At 35.5% G+C, this 19,801-nt stretch carries 15 protein-coding genes; 7 read left to right on the top strand and 8 right to left on the bottom strand.

Translation table 11 applies throughout. The features are described 5' to 3' along the window. Position 1 precedes the first annotated feature (1 nt). Positions 2-1,153, bottom strand: a complete 1,152-nt coding sequence (locus ACM6F9_RS13625; protein ID WP_414846214.1) for a lamin tail domain-containing protein — start codon at positions 1,151-1,153, stop codon at positions 2-4. After that, a complete protein-coding gene (locus ACM6F9_RS13620) occupies positions 1,150-2,487 on the bottom strand; it encodes a tetratricopeptide repeat protein (protein ID WP_414846213.1) in 1,338 nt (445 codons plus the stop codon). Before ACM6F9_RS13620 ends, ACM6F9_RS13625 begins: the two co-directional genes overlap by 4 nt. 462 nt (positions 2,488-2,949) lie before the next feature. Here ACM6F9_RS13620 and ACM6F9_RS13615 point away from each other — a divergent pair, with 462 nt between their 5' ends. Further along, entirely contained in the window at positions 2,950-4,485 is a 1,536-nt protein-coding gene (locus tag ACM6F9_RS13615) for a YifB family Mg chelatase-like AAA ATPase (protein WP_414846212.1), read from the top strand. Positions 4,486-4,510: 25 nt separating this feature from the next. Here the strand turns inward: ACM6F9_RS13615 and ACM6F9_RS13610 are convergent, their stop codons facing one another. After that, on the bottom strand, positions 4,511-5,440 hold the full coding sequence (locus ACM6F9_RS13610) for an MBL fold metallo-hydrolase (RefSeq protein ID WP_414846211.1): 930 nt from the start codon (positions 5,438-5,440) through the stop codon (positions 4,511-4,513). Positions 5,441-5,967: 527 nt separating this feature from the next. Between ACM6F9_RS13610 and ACM6F9_RS13605 the strand changes: the two genes are divergently transcribed. Together ACM6F9_RS13605 and ACM6F9_RS13600 are read left to right on the top strand one after the other, a co-directional pair. Next, on the top strand, positions 5,968-9,075 hold the full coding sequence (locus ACM6F9_RS13605) for an amino acid adenylation domain-containing protein (protein WP_414846210.1): 3,108 nt from the start codon (positions 5,968-5,970) through the stop codon (positions 9,073-9,075). Positions 9,076-9,237: 162 nt separating this feature from the next. Next, entirely contained in the window at positions 9,238-9,528 is a 291-nt protein-coding gene (locus ACM6F9_RS13600) for a hypothetical protein (protein WP_414846209.1), read from the top strand. A gap of 84 nt (positions 9,529-9,612) precedes the next feature. Here ACM6F9_RS13600 and ACM6F9_RS13595 read toward each other — a convergent pair whose 3' ends face one another. After that, positions 9,613-10,170: a spondin domain-containing protein gene (locus ACM6F9_RS13595; RefSeq protein ID WP_414846208.1), complete on the bottom strand. Its 558-nt coding sequence runs from the start codon at positions 10,168-10,170 to the stop codon at positions 9,613-9,615. Further along, positions 10,171-10,839 (bottom strand): spondin domain-containing protein, encoded by a 669-nt coding sequence (locus ACM6F9_RS13590; protein ID WP_414846207.1) that lies wholly within the window; start codon positions 10,837-10,839, stop codon positions 10,171-10,173. It lies immediately after the preceding gene. 206 nt (positions 10,840-11,045) lie between these two features. Between ACM6F9_RS13590 and ACM6F9_RS13585 the strand changes: the two genes are divergently transcribed. Continuing rightward, on the top strand, positions 11,046-13,067 hold the full coding sequence (locus tag ACM6F9_RS13585) for a hypothetical protein (RefSeq protein WP_414846206.1): 2,022 nt from the start codon (positions 11,046-11,048) through the stop codon (positions 13,065-13,067). Positions 13,068-13,122: 55 nt separating this feature from the next. Here ACM6F9_RS13585 and ACM6F9_RS13580 read toward each other — a convergent pair whose 3' ends face one another. Further along, complete coding sequence (locus ACM6F9_RS13580) at positions 13,123-13,599, bottom strand: DUF1905 domain-containing protein (RefSeq protein WP_414846205.1); 477 nt, start codon at positions 13,597-13,599, stop codon at positions 13,123-13,125. Positions 13,600-13,677: 78 nt separating this feature from the next. Continuing rightward, positions 13,678-15,885 carry a S46 family peptidase gene (locus ACM6F9_RS13575; protein WP_414846204.1) on the bottom strand — a complete coding sequence of 736 codons (2,208 nt, stop codon included), beginning with the start codon at positions 15,883-15,885 and terminating at the stop codon, positions 13,678-13,680. 188 nt (positions 15,886-16,073) lie between these two features. Here ACM6F9_RS13575 and ACM6F9_RS13570 point away from each other — a divergent pair, with 188 nt between their 5' ends. Further along, the gene (locus ACM6F9_RS13570) at positions 16,074-16,406 is read left to right on the top strand and encodes an META domain-containing protein (protein ID WP_414846203.1); all 333 of its coding nucleotides are present in this window, start codon (positions 16,074-16,076) and stop codon (positions 16,404-16,406) included. Between the two features lie 628 nt (positions 16,407-17,034). Here the strand turns inward: ACM6F9_RS13570 and ACM6F9_RS13565 are convergent. Next, positions 17,035-17,742: a LytR/AlgR family response regulator transcription factor gene (locus ACM6F9_RS13565; protein WP_414846202.1), complete on the bottom strand. Its 708-nt coding sequence runs from the start codon at positions 17,740-17,742 to the stop codon at positions 17,035-17,037. Between the two features lie 195 nt (positions 17,743-17,937). On the opposite strand from ACM6F9_RS13565, the gene hflX reads away from it, so the two are divergent. Next, entirely contained in the window at positions 17,938-19,161 is a 1,224-nt protein-coding gene (gene hflX / locus ACM6F9_RS13560; RefSeq protein WP_121486588.1) for a GTPase HflX, read from the top strand. Next, positions 19,161-19,796: a DUF4919 domain-containing protein gene (locus ACM6F9_RS13555; protein WP_414846201.1), complete on the top strand. Its 636-nt coding sequence runs from the start codon at positions 19,161-19,163 to the stop codon at positions 19,794-19,796. The genes hflX and ACM6F9_RS13555 overlap by 1 nt, the downstream gene beginning before the upstream one ends. Positions 19,797-19,801: the final 5 nt, after the last annotated feature.

Genomic DNA, 19,801 nt, shown 5'->3' with positions numbered 1-19,801 from the left:
ATTACCATTTTAGAATATTTTTGGAGATAATCTGTCCTGTGTTTAGCACGAAATTGGCGATAAATGCTCCCTGTAATTGATTTTGAAGATTAAAGGTTGTGGTATTGACCCCATTTCCGGGTGAAAAACCATAGATAATTACCCCAACCGAACTGGCCACCTGGATATTATTGATCTTATTAAGTGCAGGGCCAGACCAAGTCATCGTTACATTATAATTGTCCGTTGCTTTTGTAGGGTTGGGCGAGATTACAATACTGTTTCTAATGGCTTCAAGCTCATCTGTACTATAGCCCTGAGAAACGGTGCCTGGTCCACTAGATGGAGAACAGCTTGCTCCGGTGAGGATATTTCCAGCCTCATCATAGCTAAAACATACCGATCCCTGGTCATAAGTACCTGTTGGATTTTGAGCAGTTTTCTCAATATTAATCTGACATACCCTATTTAAAAGTTCATTTACATTTTCAGTCCAATCCAGATAGCTGTAGTTTTGTTGATAATCATCACGAATAAGATCCTCATAGTTTTGAGTTGGAGGAATATATGTGGCTTCAAGCGGATTGGGAGTCGCTTCGTAATTATCTGTTGTATTAGGATTGTACTGTATTGATTTCACATTATAGAAAAGAGCTGGGTTTTGCCATATATTAGCAATAAAGTTGAAAGCATCTTTATCATTCCAGGCAACCCTGCTTTTTTCGATAAGAGTTGTTCCGTTAAATGAACGTCCTAAGGTTACTCCTTCAGCCTTATTTCTGAGAAGCATATAATCCTGAAAAATAATCTGACTATCTTTTCCTAAGGTTGTAGAAAAAAGTTCTGTAAAAGGAGTCATTTCGGTTGGAAATGAGCTGTAGGCAATAAGCATAAATTGCCCCTTTTTTATAATTTTATCTGTAGGTAACCAGAATACACCTTGGTTATCCTTCAGATACCAGTCTTTTAAAGAAATATCTCTGTCACTTATATTATAGATCTCTACAAATTCTCCCCAATGATGCTTTTTTGCACTTACGGTTCCAGAATCATTACTAAAAGACATTTTTTCGTTATACGGAGTATTGTAATAAACTTCCGTAATGACAAGCTGTGAATAAACCGATGGAGAAATGAATAAAAAGGACAATGGGATAATAGACTTCAGTTTCATAGCTTATCAATTAGTTTTTGTAAATTCTGGAGATGAATAATTTTAGAAGAATCTCTATTCATATTCATTATGGCAAGAGATTTAACAAAGGAATCGGAGTCTTCCAAATACGATTTAGGGTTTATTACAATTTTTACAATTTTTTTCTTTCCTTCCTCATTTCCTGTTTTTGCATAATACGTTGCTGCTAAAACATTTATTCTGTCGATAGAATGAGCATTAGTTATCCCATACATGATACGAGTTTGCTCCAGAATTTTATTTTTTGCCCCCTCCAGTTGTCCTGAAAACACATCGAGCTTTATAAGTCTAGTAGCATATTCAAATTTTTTACTAGGCGCAAGTGTTTCTCCTTTTAGAAAAGACATTATTGCTGTCATTTCTGGATTTATAGGTGTTTTATCATTTTCGACCTTTTTAAAATAAGCATCGAATAATGCCAATCCTGACCAAAATGTTTTTCTTGTTGCGTGATTCTGAGTTTCGATACCGATTAAAACATCATACTTTTTATGATATCTGGATAAATCCCTAATATATTTTATAAAAAGAGGATCCTGACGATTGAATGTTTTGTGATAATTGAGTGCTAGTTCTAAGGCTATATCATGACGCTTTTCTTTACGATGTCCTTTGATTGTAAGCTCATATAATTCTCGGATATGAGCTCTTCTGGATTCCGGATTTGGCTTTGAAAGCAGATTATCTAATTTTCTATTTAACTCTTGAGTTGTAAATTTTTTAAATCTGTTTTTGTTATATTGATACTGCTCTTTTCTGTATTTTTTTAATGGAACATTGGTATGAGGCTTTTCAGTATCTACATTCCATTTTACATAGTTTTTGATTTTAGTTAATTGATCTGAAACATTAGCAGGATTTGAATGGTTTTTTAAAAAGGACTCATAATTTGCTTGTATATTTTCCAAAAGCCTCCCTTCTATACCAAATGTTTCTGCCAATTTCTTATTTCCTAAAGCTGCATTAAAATATTCTCTGTAAAGCCTTTGTTTTATATTTACATTTCCAGGATTATCTTTTACTGCTTTTTCAAGTAAATCAATGACTGCTTTGGGATTGTAGCCTGAAAGTAATATCTTTCGTAATCCATCATATGCTCTAATTTCATTGGAGTCAATTTTCAGAATATCATAATACAGTCGCTTTGCATCTTCGAGTTTTCCATTTTTTCTCAAAAAAGAAGCTTCGCGCAACATAGAAAGAATGTCTGCTTTTTTCGGGATTTTCGGAGGTTTTGAGAGTAAAAAATTAGGAAATAACAAAGAAACAGCGCCTAATGAACTTAAGGCTAGAAATTTTTTTCTGGTTATCATTTTTTAGTTTTAAGAAAAGGGGAAGACAGGGTTTCATGCCTGGATTGTTGTACTACACAAGTTTCAAAATCAATGTTTAACTTCCCCTTACATTGCTGCTAATATAAACCTTTTTGCAAACTTTTGAATATTATTAAATTAAATTAATATATTTTTTTAAAATTACATATATTGTGTTGATTTACATGTTTTTAAAATGGAGATGATCTTTGTCTAGTATGCTTTTTTGTTAATAACTCTAATTTTTTGAAGGATAAAAAAGAACTTTTAGACTCCAAAAAGTGTCTTGATTTTCATTTTTCAATATAATTATTATAATTCTATATAGATTAGTTATGACTTATATTGTCATCCCTTTTTCAGGATATTATTTTTATAAGCTATCTTCTTATAAAATATCATTCATATAAACGCCAGATTTTCAAAATACTATATTAATTACATTTACTTCAAAAACACACCATGCTGATAAAAATTTTTGGCAGTGCCATTTATGGAGTTTCTGCACAAACTATAACCATTGAAGTAAATGTAGATACTGGCGGAGTAGGATACCATCTTGTAGGTCTCCCTGATAATGCTATTAAAGAAAGCAGTTACAGAATCTCTGCAGCACTGAAAAATGTTGGATTTAAAATTCCGGGAAAAAAGATCACTATTAATATGGCTCCCGCAGATCTCAGAAAAGAAGGATCTGCTTATGATCTCAGCATTGCTATTGGGATCTTAGCGGCTTCGGACCAGATTTTGGCTGAGGAAATTGAGAACTATATTATTATGGGAGAGCTTTCGCTGGACGGAAGCCTTCAGCCTATCAAAGGGGTATTACCCATTGCAATTCAGGCAAAGGACGAAGGTTTTAAAGGCATTATCCTTCCAAAACAAAATGCCCGGGAAGCAGCTATTGTCAGTGATCTGGAAGTATATGGTGTAGAAAATATTAAAGAGGTTATTGATTTTTTTAACGAAGGGAAACCTCTTGAGAAAATGACTTTGGATACCAGAAAAGAATTTCACGAAAAGATCAATAATTTTCCTTTTGATTTCTCCGAAGTTAAAGGGCAGGAAGCTGCCAAAAGAGCCATGGAAGTTGCAGCGGCAGGTGGTCATAATATCATACTTATCGGGCCTCCCGGAAGCGGAAAAACAATGCTGGCAAAAAGAGTTCCCAGTATTTTACCTCCATTAACCTTAAAAGAAGCCTTAGAAACTACAAAAATTCATTCCGTAGCAGGAAAAATTGGAACCGAAGCTTCACTGATGACTGTAAGGCCATTCCGTTCACCACATCATACTATTTCGGATGTCGCTTTAGTTGGAGGGGGAAGCTATCCACAACCGGGAGAGATTTCTCTTGCTCATAACGGTGTTTTGTTTCTTGATGAAATGCCAGAATTTAAACGAACTGTATTAGAAGTAATGAGACAACCTTTGGAAGATAGGGAAGTAACTATTTCAAGAGCCCGGTTTACCGTAAATTATCCTGCCAGTTTTATGCTGGTAGCTTCTATGAATCCCAGCCCAAGCGGTTTCTTTCCCGATGATCCTAACAATACCTCATCTGTTTACGAAATGCAACGGTACATGAATAAACTTTCAGGACCGCTTTTAGATAGGATTGACATTCATATTGAAGTTCAGAAGGTAGAATTTGAACAGCTTTCCGAAAAAAGAAAGGGAGAAAAAAGCAAAGACATCAGAGAACGTGTATTGAAGGCAAGAGATATTCAGAATAAAAGATATGAAAATCTGAATATCAGCAGTAATGCCCAGATAGGTCCCAAAGAAATAGAAGCCTTTTGTGAATTAGACGAAACCTCTTTCGGCCTTATAAAACTGGCCATGGAAAAACTTAATCTTTCGGCAAGAGCATATGACAGAATATTAAAAGTAGCCAGAACAATAGCTGACCTTGAAGAATCAGAAAATATTTTGTCTCACCATATTTCTGAAGCCATACAATACAGAAGTCTGGACCGGGAATTCTGGAATGGATGATCCAGACTTCTGTTGCTAAAACAATTTATGTAACTGTTTCAAAATCAGTGGTAAGGTTGATTAAAAAAGGATGATTGTAAACCTTTGGAATCCATTGAAACTGATCGTTTACCTTATTGATATATCCAATACCCGGCCATGGAAGATGAGCAGAGCAGATAAGTGTTCTGTTCTGATAACAGTTTTCCAGAACCTTTTTACGAGTCTCTATACCAGCTTCAAAATCAGTATCCCATTGCGTTCCCCAATCCGGTTTTGCAATAAGAAGAGGAGAATGAAAAACATCTACCACATTGGTAATTGATAGATCTCCATCCATTACTGAATAAATAATATGCCCGGGAGTATGTCCCGGAGCAGCCTGCGTCTGAATACACGAAAACAACAGGTCTCCCATTTCAAATGTCGTTAGCCGATCTCCAATGGAGGAAAGGATTTTTCTCACCAATGGAATACTAGGCTTTCCTCCTTCCGGGTTTTTGCTTTTTTGAAAATCAGGTTCACCAGTCATCCAGAATTCAAACTCCTGACGAGAAATATAATAATGGGCATTCGGGAATACCATCTCATTATTCTTGGACAAAATTCCTCCGATATGATCTCTGTGGGCATGGGTAATCAGAATATCTGTTACTGACTCCGGAGTAAACCCTGCTGCAGTAAGGCTTTGTAATAAGTGTCCTGCATTTTCCTGATCATAAAAACCTTCCCCTGTGTCTATTAAAATAATGCGGTCAGCTTTTTTGACAAGCATGACATTGATAGGTGCTTCATAATAAGACTCTGACAGATATAGATTACGAAGTTCGTCTTTTACTATATTTTGAGGAATTTCGGGGGCTAAAATCGGCTGGTGGTAACCAATACCAAAATATCCGTCAGAAAGTATAAAAATATCCAGTTCATGACATGGAATATGTACGAAACCATGCTCTCTCTTCAGTTTGTGATCCATAGTAAAATGAGGTGTTTTTTTCTTTTATACAAATTTAAAGAATATTCCCATACCTTGATTGACAAACAAAACAATATTAAATTATTGGTTTTGTAACTGATTAAAATTCAATAATTTATTAATTGTTTCTTCTAAAATATCAATTCCGGATTGTAGTAAATAATAGTAATTATGTAACACTTGGTTTAATTTATTATGTTAAGTTTGATTATCAAATTATTTAAAATATTGCATTATGAAAATCAAATTCTTAAATACTGCATAGGAAGTATACCTAAGTTATGAAGAATAGATAAAATATATTCTTTCTTCTTTTTCGAATGTCATAAATAACGTTTGAACACTATTGGCCGTTCTGCTCATGGAGAAGATCGGTTTATACCTTGTATCATTCAGTTTTTGAAAAACTATAAGGAAACACATTTAGTAAATAAACTGTGGTTATCCCTCATGTCTTAACTGTTCATGTGTTTTCTATAGTTGAAACCACCTTTACCCATTTTTAAATCAAATCAAATCTAAATATTATGTCAAACACAATTCCCTCATTAGAAACCTTATCAATAGGTTCGGCCGTATTGCTGTCATCTGAAGACAGGGAAAAATTACTCAACGGATTCAATAAAACCGGTTGGGATTATCATCATGAAGAAACCTTGGAATCTCTTTTCCGAAAACAGGCAATTCTTCATCCTGATAAGACTGCAGCAGTTTATCAGGATCAGGAAATTACCTACAGGGATTTAGATCAGAGAAGTAATCAGGTCGCTAATCTATTATTGAGTCGTGGTATTAAAGAAGGGAAATATGTTCCCATCTGGCTGGACCGATCTTTAGAATGGATTGTTGCCGTTCTTGGCGTTATCAAAACAGGCGCCGCCTATGTTCCTATAGATCCTGCTTACCCAGCAAAAAGAGTAGAATATATCCTTTCAGATACTTCTGCTGATGTTATCATTACCAATCGAATTCTTAAAGACCATTTATCAGATACTGAAAAGACAAAAGTCTTTGATCTGAGTAATATGGAAAACCTTAATCATTTACCTTCAGAATATCCTGAAATTAATATTCATCAGAACAGTTTAGCATATACTATTTATACTTCAGGCTCAACTGGAAAGCCAAAAGGAGTAATGGTAAGCCATCATGCGATACAGCATCTGGTAACCTGGCACAATCATCATTTTCATGTGGATCATAGCTCAAAATTGACTCTCGTCGCAGGATTAGCATTTGATATCTCTGTATGGGAAACCTGGTCGGCTCTCACTTCTGGAGCAAGTATTTTTATGACGAATAATGAAGATAGAACAGACGCCCTTGCTTTGGTAGATTTTTATAGAAGAAATCAAATTACACATGGTTTTGTACCTACTGTTCTCGCTCCGTCTGTCGTTAATTATTCCCGTAATTATCACGATCTGAAACTGAAATATCTTTTTACAGGAGGAGAAAAATTAAAGCCGGTGCTCACTTCCGAATTAAACTACGAACTCGTGGATTATTATGGTCCCACGGAATGCACCGTATATGCTACTTTTAGAAAAGTGAAAGATACGGGTGGAAAATATATTTCCTCAATAGGGAAGCCTATTGCCAATGCGAAAGCCTATATTTTAGGAGAGAATATGGAATTATTACCGGTAGGAGCTGTAGGAGAATTATGTATTGGAGGAAGTATTCTAGCAAATGGATATCTTAACAATGAAGAACTTACCAATGCTAAATTTATTATCAATCCATTCAATGAAACAGAAAAGCTATACCGTACCGGAGATCTTGCCAAATGGAAGCCGGATGGTGATATTGAATTTTTGGGAAGAATAGATAATCAGATAAAAATTCGTGGATTCCGTGTTGAGCTGGGGGAAATTGAACGCACATTAATGCAGCAGAAGGATATCAAAGAAGCTCTTGTTATTGGAAAAGAAACAGAAGGAAGTACCCAGTATCTGATTGCTTTTATTGTATTAGAACCGGGGGTAACAAAGGATATTTCGTCGGTCAGAAATGCATTGAAAGATGAACTTCCGGGTTACATGATTCCTGCACAAATTATTTTTATAGATAAAATACCGCTAACCGCAAATGGCAAAACGGATACTCAGGCTTTAAAAGACCTGGCTGATAAAGAGGCTAAAGAATTAATTGCACTGGAACCACCCACCAATGAAACAGAACGAATTACCGTAGATGTCTGGTCCTCGGCATTGGAAAGACCTGCCATTAATATCACAGATAATTTTTTTGATATCGGAGGAAACTCTCTGCTGGTTGCAACAGTAGCCGTGGCTTTGCAAAGAAAATTAGATGTAAAGGTATATCTGCGGGATATTTATCAGTATCCGGTACTACAGCAGTTATCAGAAGTTCTTATTGCGAGATCCAGAGAGGCAAGAGAAGTAATTCCGACAGAAGATGTGGAACCTTATGTTGAGTTGCAGAAAGATGTTTATCTTGCTCCAGAAACTGTTTTTGCTGGTGGATTTGATCCTAAGCAGGTTGAAAACCCAACTGCAATATTTTTAACAGGTGTTACGGGATTTGTAGGAATTCACTTGCTACAGGAACTTCTGGATACTACAAATGCAGATATCTACTGCCTTGTAAGAGCGCAGGACGAGTTTTATGCAATGGAAAAAATTGACCGGTGTTTTAAACAATACCGCATTCCTCAAAACCTAGAACAGAAGCCGAGAGTTATTCCTGTAATTGGAGACCTTACTTTGCCGTCATTAGGATTGTCAGCAGAAACATTCACAAAACTGGCAAAACAAACCGATTTAATTTACCACTCCGGAAGTTCAGTCAATTTCATTGAACCCTATTCCTATATGAAAGCGCCGAATGTAGAAGGATTAAGAGAAATCATAAAACTGGCAGGGGCGGAAAGAACAAAATGTCTTGCATTACTGTCAACCATTTCAGTATACAGCTGGGGACATTTGTTTACGGGAAAAAAAGTAATGCTGGAATCGGATAATATTGAACAAAACCTGATGTCTGTAAGCAAAGATATCGGCTATGTAAGAAGCAAATGGGTCATGGAAGCAGTAGCCGATTTAGCGGCAAAAGAAGGACTGCCATTGATTACTTATCGTCTTGGATATGCCATGTGCCACAGCGAAACAGGAGCAAGTGCTTCCTACCAATGGTGGTCCGGATTGGTGAAAAACTGTATAGAATTCAAATCTTATCCGGCACTTACTGATCTTAGAGAAGGTCTTATCACCGTAGATTATATGACCAAAGCTATGGCTCATATCACAAAAAATAAAGAGGCGATAGGTAAAAAATTCAACCTGATTGCCCGTCCGGAAACCAATCTTACTTTAGAAGATTTCTTTGGACTGATGAAAAAATATTATCCTTTTACCCTCAAAGATCTTCCTTATAAAGAATGGAGAAAACAATGGGAGGATGATAGTAAAAACCGCTTATATCCATTGACAAGTCTTTTCAGGGACAATATACATGAAGGTTTATCCACTGTAGAACTTTACCAGAATACTTACATCTGGGATTGTTCCAATGTGATTCAGTATCTGGAAGGTTCCGGCATTAAGGAGCCTGTATTTGATAAAAAAATATTGGATTCTTATTTACAATACCTGGGAATTCCGGTTGAATAGTATTTGATAATCAAAAAGCCCAAACAGGATCTGATTGGGCTTTTAATTTTTTTTTATTGAATAAATGCGTCATGTTTTGTCGTAGTGGAGAATGACATTTGTATCAGGGTAATGAGAAAGTATCGCTCAGTTTTTAATTAACTGAAAAACCAAAGAAAATAAATGAATAACACAATTGTATTGTCTAAAGATTTTGCTGCTCATGAAAGTGCTGTGGTAGACCTTAAATCCTGTGGATTGATAAATCCGCTGAGAGTTCTTACATTTCAAAATAAAACAGGACAGTCTGCAAAGTTTCTTTGGCAGGGAGATATAATCTATAACAAAGATAAGGTTGGATATTTTAAGGAAATAAATAATGATCTGGGAATAAAAGTAAACCATTATGAAGGTTTTATAACCGTTACCAATGGAGGAGGAGACCAATATTTAGAAGGCGAGCTGAAACCATAATCTGGCGCATATTTTTATTTTCCCGGATAGTATATAGTATAAAGAAAGGTCAGACATTATTGTCTGACCTTTTTTAGCTGAAGATTAATTGACGGTTACCTTAATCACATTCTGAACAGCAGGAACAGGATAAAAGCTTCCTACTTTGGAAATAACCTTATTTTCACTTTGTGGAGTTCCACCAAATAATGCCTGATGATTTCCGGCACCCGGATATTGGTCAATACCCGTCCCTGAATCAAATAATGAGGTTTTTAAGCTGATGTCACCCTTAGTATTGGCATCAATACTTTGTTCATTGGCATAAAACCAATCATTGGAAAAACCAAACATCGTTGCATAAGCTATTTTATCACCCGGTTCAGCATTAAAAGTTGTTGTTACTTTACTTCCCGGTGCTACAGGAGCATTTCCTGCAACATATACACCTTTTACACCGGATAGAGATTTAAGGCTGTTTTGAAGCTTCGTTACATTTCCAAACTGTGCAATGTCTTTCAGTCCCATTCCATTGTCTAATTTGCCTAGTTCGTAAATTGGATTTTTATCGCCACGGTAAACAACTACCAATGCAGGAGAAAGTCCGGTCATAATTCCGGTATTAGCATTCAGCTTCGTCATCATTTTACTGATATTTCCCATCTAAGCAATATCAGTTATTTCCGGATTAGATAAAGCATTAGGGGTAAAGAACGGAGCGCTGTTCAGCAGTTGAGAACCGTTGTAATTGGAAACTGCCCATACTCCAGGAGAAAAAGGAGTTTCGTTAGCGGTTCCGCCGGATGTATTGGTAATCGTAAGAGTGAATTCCGAACTTACATCATTGTAAGCAAGGTTAAGTTTCATAAGCTGTGAAGCATTTACATTAGGAACTTGCATGATTGGTTTGCTTTCAGCCTGCCCTGTGGTATCATCTTTACTTCCGTTATCCCATAATCTTACACTGGAAGAAGCATCTCCGGTAATGGCATTACCATTGGCATCGAATAATTTGATACCTGGTTGCTGAGAAGCAAAAAACCAGTCTTTTGAAGCTCCATACATGGTAGCAAACATTAGTGCCTGTGTTTTTCCTGCACTGAATGTAATAGAAACAGTTTGTCCGGGCAAAATAATAGGAGGAGTTCCTGTTCCCTGAAAACTTCCGCTTTCTACGAAATCTTTTGGAGTTACCACGTTTTCAAAAGTGATGCTTCTCTGAAAACCCATATCCATTATCATGTCGTCATTAGAATCACTGCATGAAGAAAGAGTAAATGCAGCTAGAGTAGCTGCCGCTAAAACTGATGTTCTGAAAATAAACTTGTTCATAAAAGTAAATTTTTTATAGTTATAAATGATATCTGTAACTATAGTCGGCTACTTTTTGAGATCCTGACAAAATAATCTAAAATATTTTTTTTCGTAAATGATACGTCAAGTTTTGTCGTTGTGCAGGGCGATATTTGTATCAAGACAAAAAGGGAATATGGCCATATCAACTGTTGTCTGTAATCTAATCAACAAATATTAACCACATGAAATTTACAAATGATTTTTTTTCACCTACTTCTACAGATCCTGCAGATAATTTGGTGCAATTGGTAGACAGTTATTCTTTAGAAAATGTAAACTATCAGAAAGTGACACACTGGTATCATAATGCCAATCCTGTAGCAATGACTGATGCTTTATGTGATGGTATTATTTACCGAAAAAGAAATGGAGAGTATTATGCACTAACAAGCTTCCTGGCAGGAAAACCTATTAATATTGAGCTTTTTGGAGCAAAAGGAGATTCTACCACAGATGATACACAGGCATTTTTAAAAGCTGCAGATTTTGTCAACAGACTTTATGATTTTGTATCTATTGATCCTAATGACCCAAGGGAACAATATTCTCTTGAACTGCAATCTGTTACTTTGATTGGGAACAGTCCAATTGGATATAAAATTACGGATACGGTTTTATTTAAAAAACCGGTCAACTTTATTGTAGATAAAATATTCTATAGAGGAACAAGTAATAAAACGGCATTGATCTTTCAGAATAGTTTTAAGAATACAATTACCACCAATATTTCAGGAACGCCCGGAACAAATGTCTCTTCAGATAATTATATTGGGATTTTACTTCAGGGCTCGCAGCACTGTAAAATGTATTTGGGAGCTTCTTTCTTTACAAAAGGAATTGTTTGTGATGCCAATGATTCACCTGGGCTATTCTCCGGTTTTGCATGGAATGAAATTCAGTTAAAATCAATGCAGTCTAATCTTGATGCTTTTGTCATCAGAAATACAAATAAAGGATGGGCAAATGCCAATCGTGTTATCGGTGGTGAATTTGGTTCTTTTACCGGATTGCTCGACGCAAATACTGTTACCCGCAGAAGAACATTTGTGAAATTTGAGAAAGACAGTATTTCCGATGGTTGTAATTCATGGCTTTTCCTGAATCAATCATTCGAATGGGGACTTGATATAGAACCTTGGGAAACACTTTGTTTTGACTTTTCAGCAGCTCCATGTTTTGGGATTTCTATTTCGGAACCAAGAATTGAAATTAAAAAAGGAGAAAGAATTGGTATTTTCCACAGAGGATCCGATTTTAATTTTAGCTCAAATCAAATCCATTATCTTACTTATTTTACAGATCAGAATGGAATTAAATATATAGGAGAAAAACCAATTGTGTTATTGGATGAAGATTTAAGTGAAGACCTAAAAACTAATGGCTCCGATAGTCATTTCTATGTAAAGAATCTGGAACCGTTTAATGAGCTTTCAGGGTTATTTCCCAATGCGGATTATGATAATCAATTCTGTCAGGTTTTTAAAATCAATGATCATGATACCAATTTATGGGTACAATGGCATCGTTATCCACAGTTCGTTCTTTTTGATGAAAATAGAAATATTATAACAGACATTACTTTGTTGCAGGCTCAGATAGATTTGCTTGATTTTAGGCCTCAGGATTATTGGGTTGCTCCGGGAATAACTTCAGATGTGAAAATAATTAAAATTGGAGCTGAAGATGATGGAGATTATGTGAATAATATGTCATTCATTCCACAGGCGAAGTATGTTGGGATTATTCAGAGACCTTATGAGAATTGCAGATTAAAGGTAATGATCAACAGAGCAGACAGAGGAAAGATTGAAAAGGTGAAATTCCTTGAAATTCCTGAAGAAACATATTCAACGGGGAATGATCCTTCAGATTCTAATATGGTTGGATTCAATTTCAATACGGGTGAAAAATATTACAATTTTAATACCCATAAAACTTCAGTAATTAAAGAATCCGGAGTAGGAAGTGCATTATCAGGATATACTGTAGATGCGGTTGTTGGATCAAGAATGTTTACAATAAATACTGGAGATATCAATAAACTTTCTCTTGGAACAATATTCTATATCAATACTGCTGGTGGAACAATGCGTTTTAAAATTGCAGCAAAAACAGGAAATATAATTACAGCTAATATTCCATCTCATATTACAATAAATAATGCGGATATTACTTTCCCCATTTGTACTTATGAAACTTATTAAAATAGTAAATTAAGTAAAATAAAGATATAAGAGCCCGGGATTTACCGGGCTCTTTTTATATCCCCTTTTTTCCATCCAGAATCATCTGGATCATTTTTATCTTTCTGTTTTCTCTTGTTTCAGGTTTCTTGGCTTCCTCAATCCATCGGATGTATTCTTTTTTGTGAGTGTAACTCATTTTGTCAAATAGATCTTTTGCTTCCGGATTTTCATTAAAAACGAAAGCGATATCATCCGAAATTTCAACCACTCTTTCTTCTTTGTCCTCCGCAAGAGAAACAGAAACCTCATCACCAAAGGTTTTCCCAAGTTGTTTTCTGATTTCCTGGGTTAGTCCTAAAATATGACAATCAGATTTCATTTTGGCAAGACTTCCACGATATTCAACCTTGCCGTCAAATATAGCTTTGATCCTTACCTGACCTTTTTTATTAAATAGTTCTTCTGTAGAAAAAGGAAATTCCACAAAAGCAGCGTTCATCTCACCGTTTTGCCGAATAATAGCTTTGAATTCAATAGATTGAGGATTCATAATGAAAAATTTTAATAATCAAAAATAAAAAAACCGTGAAAGTAAATTTCACGGTTTTCCAAAATATATCAGATAAGATTATTTTTTCTTGATTTTCTTAGGCATTGCTGTAGTACCTGAGTTTTTAGTTTTTGTATCAGCTGGAGTGTTTTCACCTCTTACAAGCTTCAATTCGTCAACCAATCTTCTTGCACCTGCGTATTTATCGATTGTCCAAAGAACAAAACGAACGTCTACGTTGATTGTTTTCTGCCATTCCTGTTCGAATACGATATCACCGCTTAATGCTTCGCTGTTACCATCGAAAGCAATACCAATAAGGTTTCCGTCCCCATCAATTACCGGAGAACCAGAGTTACCTCCTGTAATATCATTGTTAGAAAGGAAGTTTACAGGCATGTATCCTGCAGCATCAGCATACTGTCCGAAATCTTTAAGGTTATAAAGATCAATCACTCTTTGAGGAAGATCGAATTCTTCATCACCTTTCTTGTATTTTCCAACAAGACCAGTCATATCAGTATAATAGTTATCAGTAATACCGAAGTAGTTTCTGTCATTTCTGATAGGTAATTTATCTACAGTACCGTAAGTTAATCTCATGGTAGAGTTAGCATCCGGGTAGAATTTCTTCTCAGGCATAGCCTTCATTAGACCCGCTAAGAAAAGACGGTTATTTTTTGCAAAATTGTCGTCTACTTTTACATATCTCTCAGTGCTTAGTTTTTGATCAGCAACAATTCCGTTAGCCGCTTTCCAAAGTGGGTCAGCATCAAGTTTCAATGCATCAGGATTCAATAAGAAGTTTGTTGCGGATGTCTTATTAGCAAAGATTGAAGAATAAGCTAAGTTAGAAACCGTTTTAGCATCTAAACCTAAAATAGTAGGAGATGCGATCTCTTTATTAGTAACTCTTGTCTGGTATAAATTAACCATAGAAGAAAGCATTTCTCCTTCTAAAGATGGGTTAATGTTTTCGTAAGCCGTTTTAATAGCTGCTTCGGTTTTAGCTTTCATGGCTAATCTTCCCTGCATATCCTGAGCTGCATACGCTTTAAGTGCAGAACCTACCTGTAGAGCAAGAGACATGTATTTTGCATTTCTTGAGAATTGTGAAGCGTAGTTTCTTTCAACATTTCTTTCAGAAACTTGTTTGTAATAACTAGCGATATCTTCAAGAACTCCATCATAAGACTCGTTACCAGACATCATAGACCATTTTTTGTAAGTATCTTCAATTTTTTGCTTGTCAGCAATTGTACCGTTTTTATCTACCGCATCAATAGTTCCCTGTCTGTTTTTCCAGTAGTTAGCTACTGAAGCATATTGAGAAGCATAGTTAAGTTGAGTCGCTTTATCCTTGTCCATGTATTTTTTCATTACATCCATAGCCAATTTAGAAGCTTCAACCCATGCCGGGTAATCTTTAGTTACCATTTGCTGAATTCCGTAAGAAGTCAGGTAACGGTTTGTTCTTCCAGGGTAACCCAAGATCATAGAGAAATCCCCAGGCTTGATTCCTTTAAGAGAAACCGGAAGGAAGTGCTTCGGCTTCAATGGAGTGTTGCTTGGAGAATATTCAGCAGGGTTTCCTGCAGCATCAGCATATACTCTGAAAACAGTGAAGTCTGCTGTGTGTCTTGGCCATTCCCAGTTGTCTGTATCTCCTCCGAATTTTCCTAACGATGAAGGTGGAGCACCTACTAATCTGATATCTTTATAATCCTGATATACAAAATAGTAGAATTCGTTTCCATTAAAGAAGTCTCTTACTACTACAGTGTATTTTCCGTTTTCAGAGTTTTCTGTCTGGATCGCTTTAGTTTCAGCATCAATAACAGCTTTTCTCTCTGCTCCGGTCATATTGTTGTTTAGTTTCGAAGTGATTCTCTGCGTAGCATCATCCATTCTCACTAAAAATCTTACATAAAGATCCTTTGCATTGAATTCGTCTTTCTGTTTCATTGCCCAGAAACCGTTCTTCAAATAATCTTTTTCTGGTGTAGAAGCAGCAGCTACTGCACCATAACCACAGTGGTGGTTCGTAAATATAAGTCCTTTATCAGAAACAATTTCACCTGTACAGAAACCACCGAAACTCACGATAGCATCCTTTAAGCTTGAATTGTTCACAGAATAAATTTCTTCAGGCGTAAGATGTAGACCCTCTTTTTGCATATCAACACCGTTAAGTCTTTTGATGAGCATTAGCAGCCACATCCCCTCATCCGCCCTCATTTGAGCAAAGCCCAATAAGAAAGTGAATAGTAGAAATAGTCTTTTCATTTTATAAAATAATTTTTGTGTTGCTAATTTACTAATTTTTACGAGATTCTGTCCCGCATTGGTATGAAAATGGGAGGATAATCCGAATGAAAAAGATACTATTATCACTTTTTACAGTTTTATTTTTAGGGGTAGTTTTAAATTGTTCTTCAATACCAGCTAAAAACCCTTCTCTTCAAAGATAATGGATGCTGGTTTCATTGGATGGTTTTTCAAAGGATCAACTGATTGCTAATAAGGCCGAAATGAACCTGACAGCCAAGATGGTTGATGGTAAAATTCAAGGGAGTTCCTACATGGGATGCAACCGGATGTCTTTTATAACTGAATTTAAAAAAGGAGGAAAAGTAAAAATTTCAAAAGGAGTAAGTACAATGAAAGCCTGTCAGGATATGAACCTTGAGACCTCTTTCCAGAAGAAAATTGAGAAGATGACGAAATATTCTGTGGAAGGACATTTTCTTACTTTAACCGATAATAATGGCAATTCAATGAAATTTGTAGCTGCCGATTGGGATTAATTGTTCCTGATTACCATATAAAAAAGTCCGCCAAAAGCGGACTTTCTTTTGTTTGAAAAATCTAGTTTGGTTATCAGCTTTTTTGTAGGTTACTAGTTTGGGAGATTATTAGCTTTTAAAAAAGTTATTAGTTGTAAGTATAGTTTTTTAGATATCTGCCCATATTGGGTTATTTAATAAATTTTGTATTTGTGTTCCTAGAATTACTATAATTTGCCTGTATTGTATGAGTACATTCGGAATAACCAAAACTCGGGATGCTAGCATAAGTTGTTTCCAAAGTTTAAATAAAATATTGGGTTTTAAATATTTGCTTTTACATCAAATTTCTGATCAGAAATCAAGGTACTGCGTGAAGATTGTATTTCCATTCTTTCATTTGTGAAAATGAAACATGTTGCCAAAACTTAAGAATCAACAATAGAAATCGGAAAAAATTAGGGAATAGATAGAGTTTTTTTTCATAGATAATCACTTTTAGAGTATTCGTATTCTTTCTTATAACACGGGTGATTTGGGAGAACTAAATTACCATCTATCTCAATCAAATGGCAGGAAAATAGATAAACGGCAGAAATAATCGACCAATAGCAATTTGTGAATTATTATTGGATGTTAGTTGAAGTTTTTAAGGATTGAAAAAAGAAAGATTATCCTTATAGGTTCGGCCAATAGGAAGTTTGATATGATGAGTCAGTTCTATTTCATGGCAGCTTTTTCCGCGGATTAGATGACGCGGCACAGCATAGCTTCTGTGTATTCTGACAAAGGAATCAAAGCAGTTTTTTTGCAGAATATTTCCTAGGGAATTTAAGATACAGTATTTCTTTTCAAGAGTGATGATTCTTGTATAGTCTTTCAGGGCTTCCAGATAGAGGATATCTTTCATTTTGAGTTGGAAAACATTTCCACCTTCTTTTATTTTGATACAGTTTTCTCCTATCATGGCGTCATAACATTCACATTTTTCTTTTACTTCAAAAAAATCGAAAAGTCTTTCCATAGAATAATGAAAACGTTCTGCAGTAAGAGGTTTGGTAATAAAATCTAAAGTATTGATTTCAAAAACCTCGGCAGCCAGTTCGGGATGCGAGCTTACAAAAATACATGCAGGTATTTTATGAGCTAGTTTCCTGAATTCAAGGCCGCTCATGCCTTTTAAATTGGTTTCGGTAATCAGGAGATCCACGGGAAGGTCAAGATAAGGAATCGCCTTTTCTGCAGAGTTAAAAGAAGCAACAATTTCAATGTTTTGATATTGTTTGATATAATGCTGAAGAACCAGTCTGTCCAGTTCATCATCATCAATAATCATACATCTAATACGTGTAATCATGATATTTAGGATATAAGTTTTCCAGTTTAAATATTTAGTAATCAGAAATTTACTATATAAAGTTATTGATTATTTTGCAAGTTTTTAATACTTGAACTTAAATTTATCTTAAAATGTGTTATTAAATAAAAATTGATTTTGTTTTTTTTCTGAAAAATATTAACTTGTAAAAATCATAAACATAGACAGAACTTAATGTTAGAAAAGAAAGAACATAACTATGAGAAAGCAGTCTTAGTGGGTGTTATTACCCAAAATCAGGACGAAGAAAAACTGACGGAGTATTTAGATGAACTTGAGTTTTTAGCTTTCACAGCCGGAGCTACCGTACAAAAGCGTTTTACCCAAAAACTGACTCAGCCGGATTCCAAAACCTTTATCGGAAGCGGAAAAGCCATTGAGATAAAAGAATATGTAAAAGAAAACGAGATAGGAACTGTAATTTTCGATGATGAACTTTCTCCTTCACAGCTTAAAAACCTGGAAAGAGATATGGAAGTGAAGATTCTGGACCGTACCAATCTTATTCTTGATATTTTTGCCCAAAGAGCCCAGACTTCTTATGCAAGAACTCAGGTGGAATTAGCGCAATATCAGTATCTTTTGCCACGACTGACTAGGATGTGGACCCACCTTGAGCGACAGAAAGGGGGAATCGGGATGAGAGGTCCCGGTGAAACGGAAATTGAAACTGACCGTCGTATTATCCGTGACAGGATCACGTTGCTGAAAGAGAAATTAAAGACTATTGACAAGCAGATGGCAACTCAGCGTAACAACCGCGGAAAGGTGGTTCGTGCTGCTTTGGTAGGATATACCAACGTAGGGAAATCTACTTTGATGAATTCCATCTCAAAGTCTGAGGTTTTTGCTGAAAATAAATTATTCGCAACCCTGGATACGACTGTAAGAAAAGTGGTGATCGGAAATTTACCTTTCCTGCTTACCGATACCGTAGGGTTTATCAGAAAATTACCGACTCAGCTGGTGGAGTCATTCAAATCTACTTTGGATGAAGTGCGTGAAGCTGATCTTTTGATTCATGTAGTAGATATTTCTCACGAAAGCTTTGAAGATCACATAGAATCTGTAAATCATATCCTGATGGAAATTAATGCCCATCAGAAACCAATGATCATGATTTTCAATAAGATTGATGATTTCAGCTATGAGAAAAAGGATGAAGATGATCTTACGCCTTCTACCCGTAAAAATATCTCTCTGGAAGAATGGAAAAAAACGTGGATGGCGAAATCAAAATATCCAACGGTTTTCATTTCTGCATTAACGAAGGAAAACTTCCCGGAAATGAAGAAAATGATCTATGATGAAGTCATGAAAATTCATATTTCAAGATTCCCGTATAACGATTTCCTTTTCGAATATTTCGATAACGACGAAGAAGAAAGCAACAATTAATGAAGTATCACTTTTTCCTTTTATTCATACTATTTTCGGTTTTTGGGTTTAGCCAGAAATCAAAAGTTGATTTAAAAGCCATTGAGAAAAGTCTCAATAGTTCTGATTCTCCGTACAATTATGAGAAGCTTATTTTTAAGTACAAAGGGTATCCAAAATCTTTGGACAGTATAGAGTCACAATATCTTTACTACGGAAGAAACTATAGAAGCGATAAAATAAGCACATCAGAAGACCGTTTTAAAAGTCTTGTAGATGCCTTTAAGCAGAATAATTTTGCTGACTGCATCAAACAGGGAAAGGAATTGTATGATAAAGATCCTACGAACCTTGATATTCTACTGATCCTGCTCAGAGCATATGATTCTATAAAGGACGGAAATAACTTTATGCATCATCTGAATCAGTTTAGAGCACTTACGGATGGGATAAAAAGTTCAGGAGACGGGCAGTCTGAAAAAACAGCCTATATCGTCAATTCTGTAGGGGATGAATACATTCTGCTGAATATTCTGAATATAGGACAAGATTATACAAGAAGCTCAAAGGCAATGAAAGATAGCATGTATGATATCTGGGAAAAGGATGGGAAGAAGATTTATATCAGAATACTTTATTTGGAACTAACCAATTAATCTTA

Origin of the sequence: Chryseobacterium sp. IT-36CA2, from assembly GCF_949767875.1 — a bacterium.
GTDB lineage: Bacteria > Bacteroidota > Bacteroidia > Flavobacteriales > Weeksellaceae > Chryseobacterium.
The sequence above is the reverse complement of the archived record's forward strand: the minus strand, read 5'-3'. Positions and strand labels throughout refer to the sequence as shown.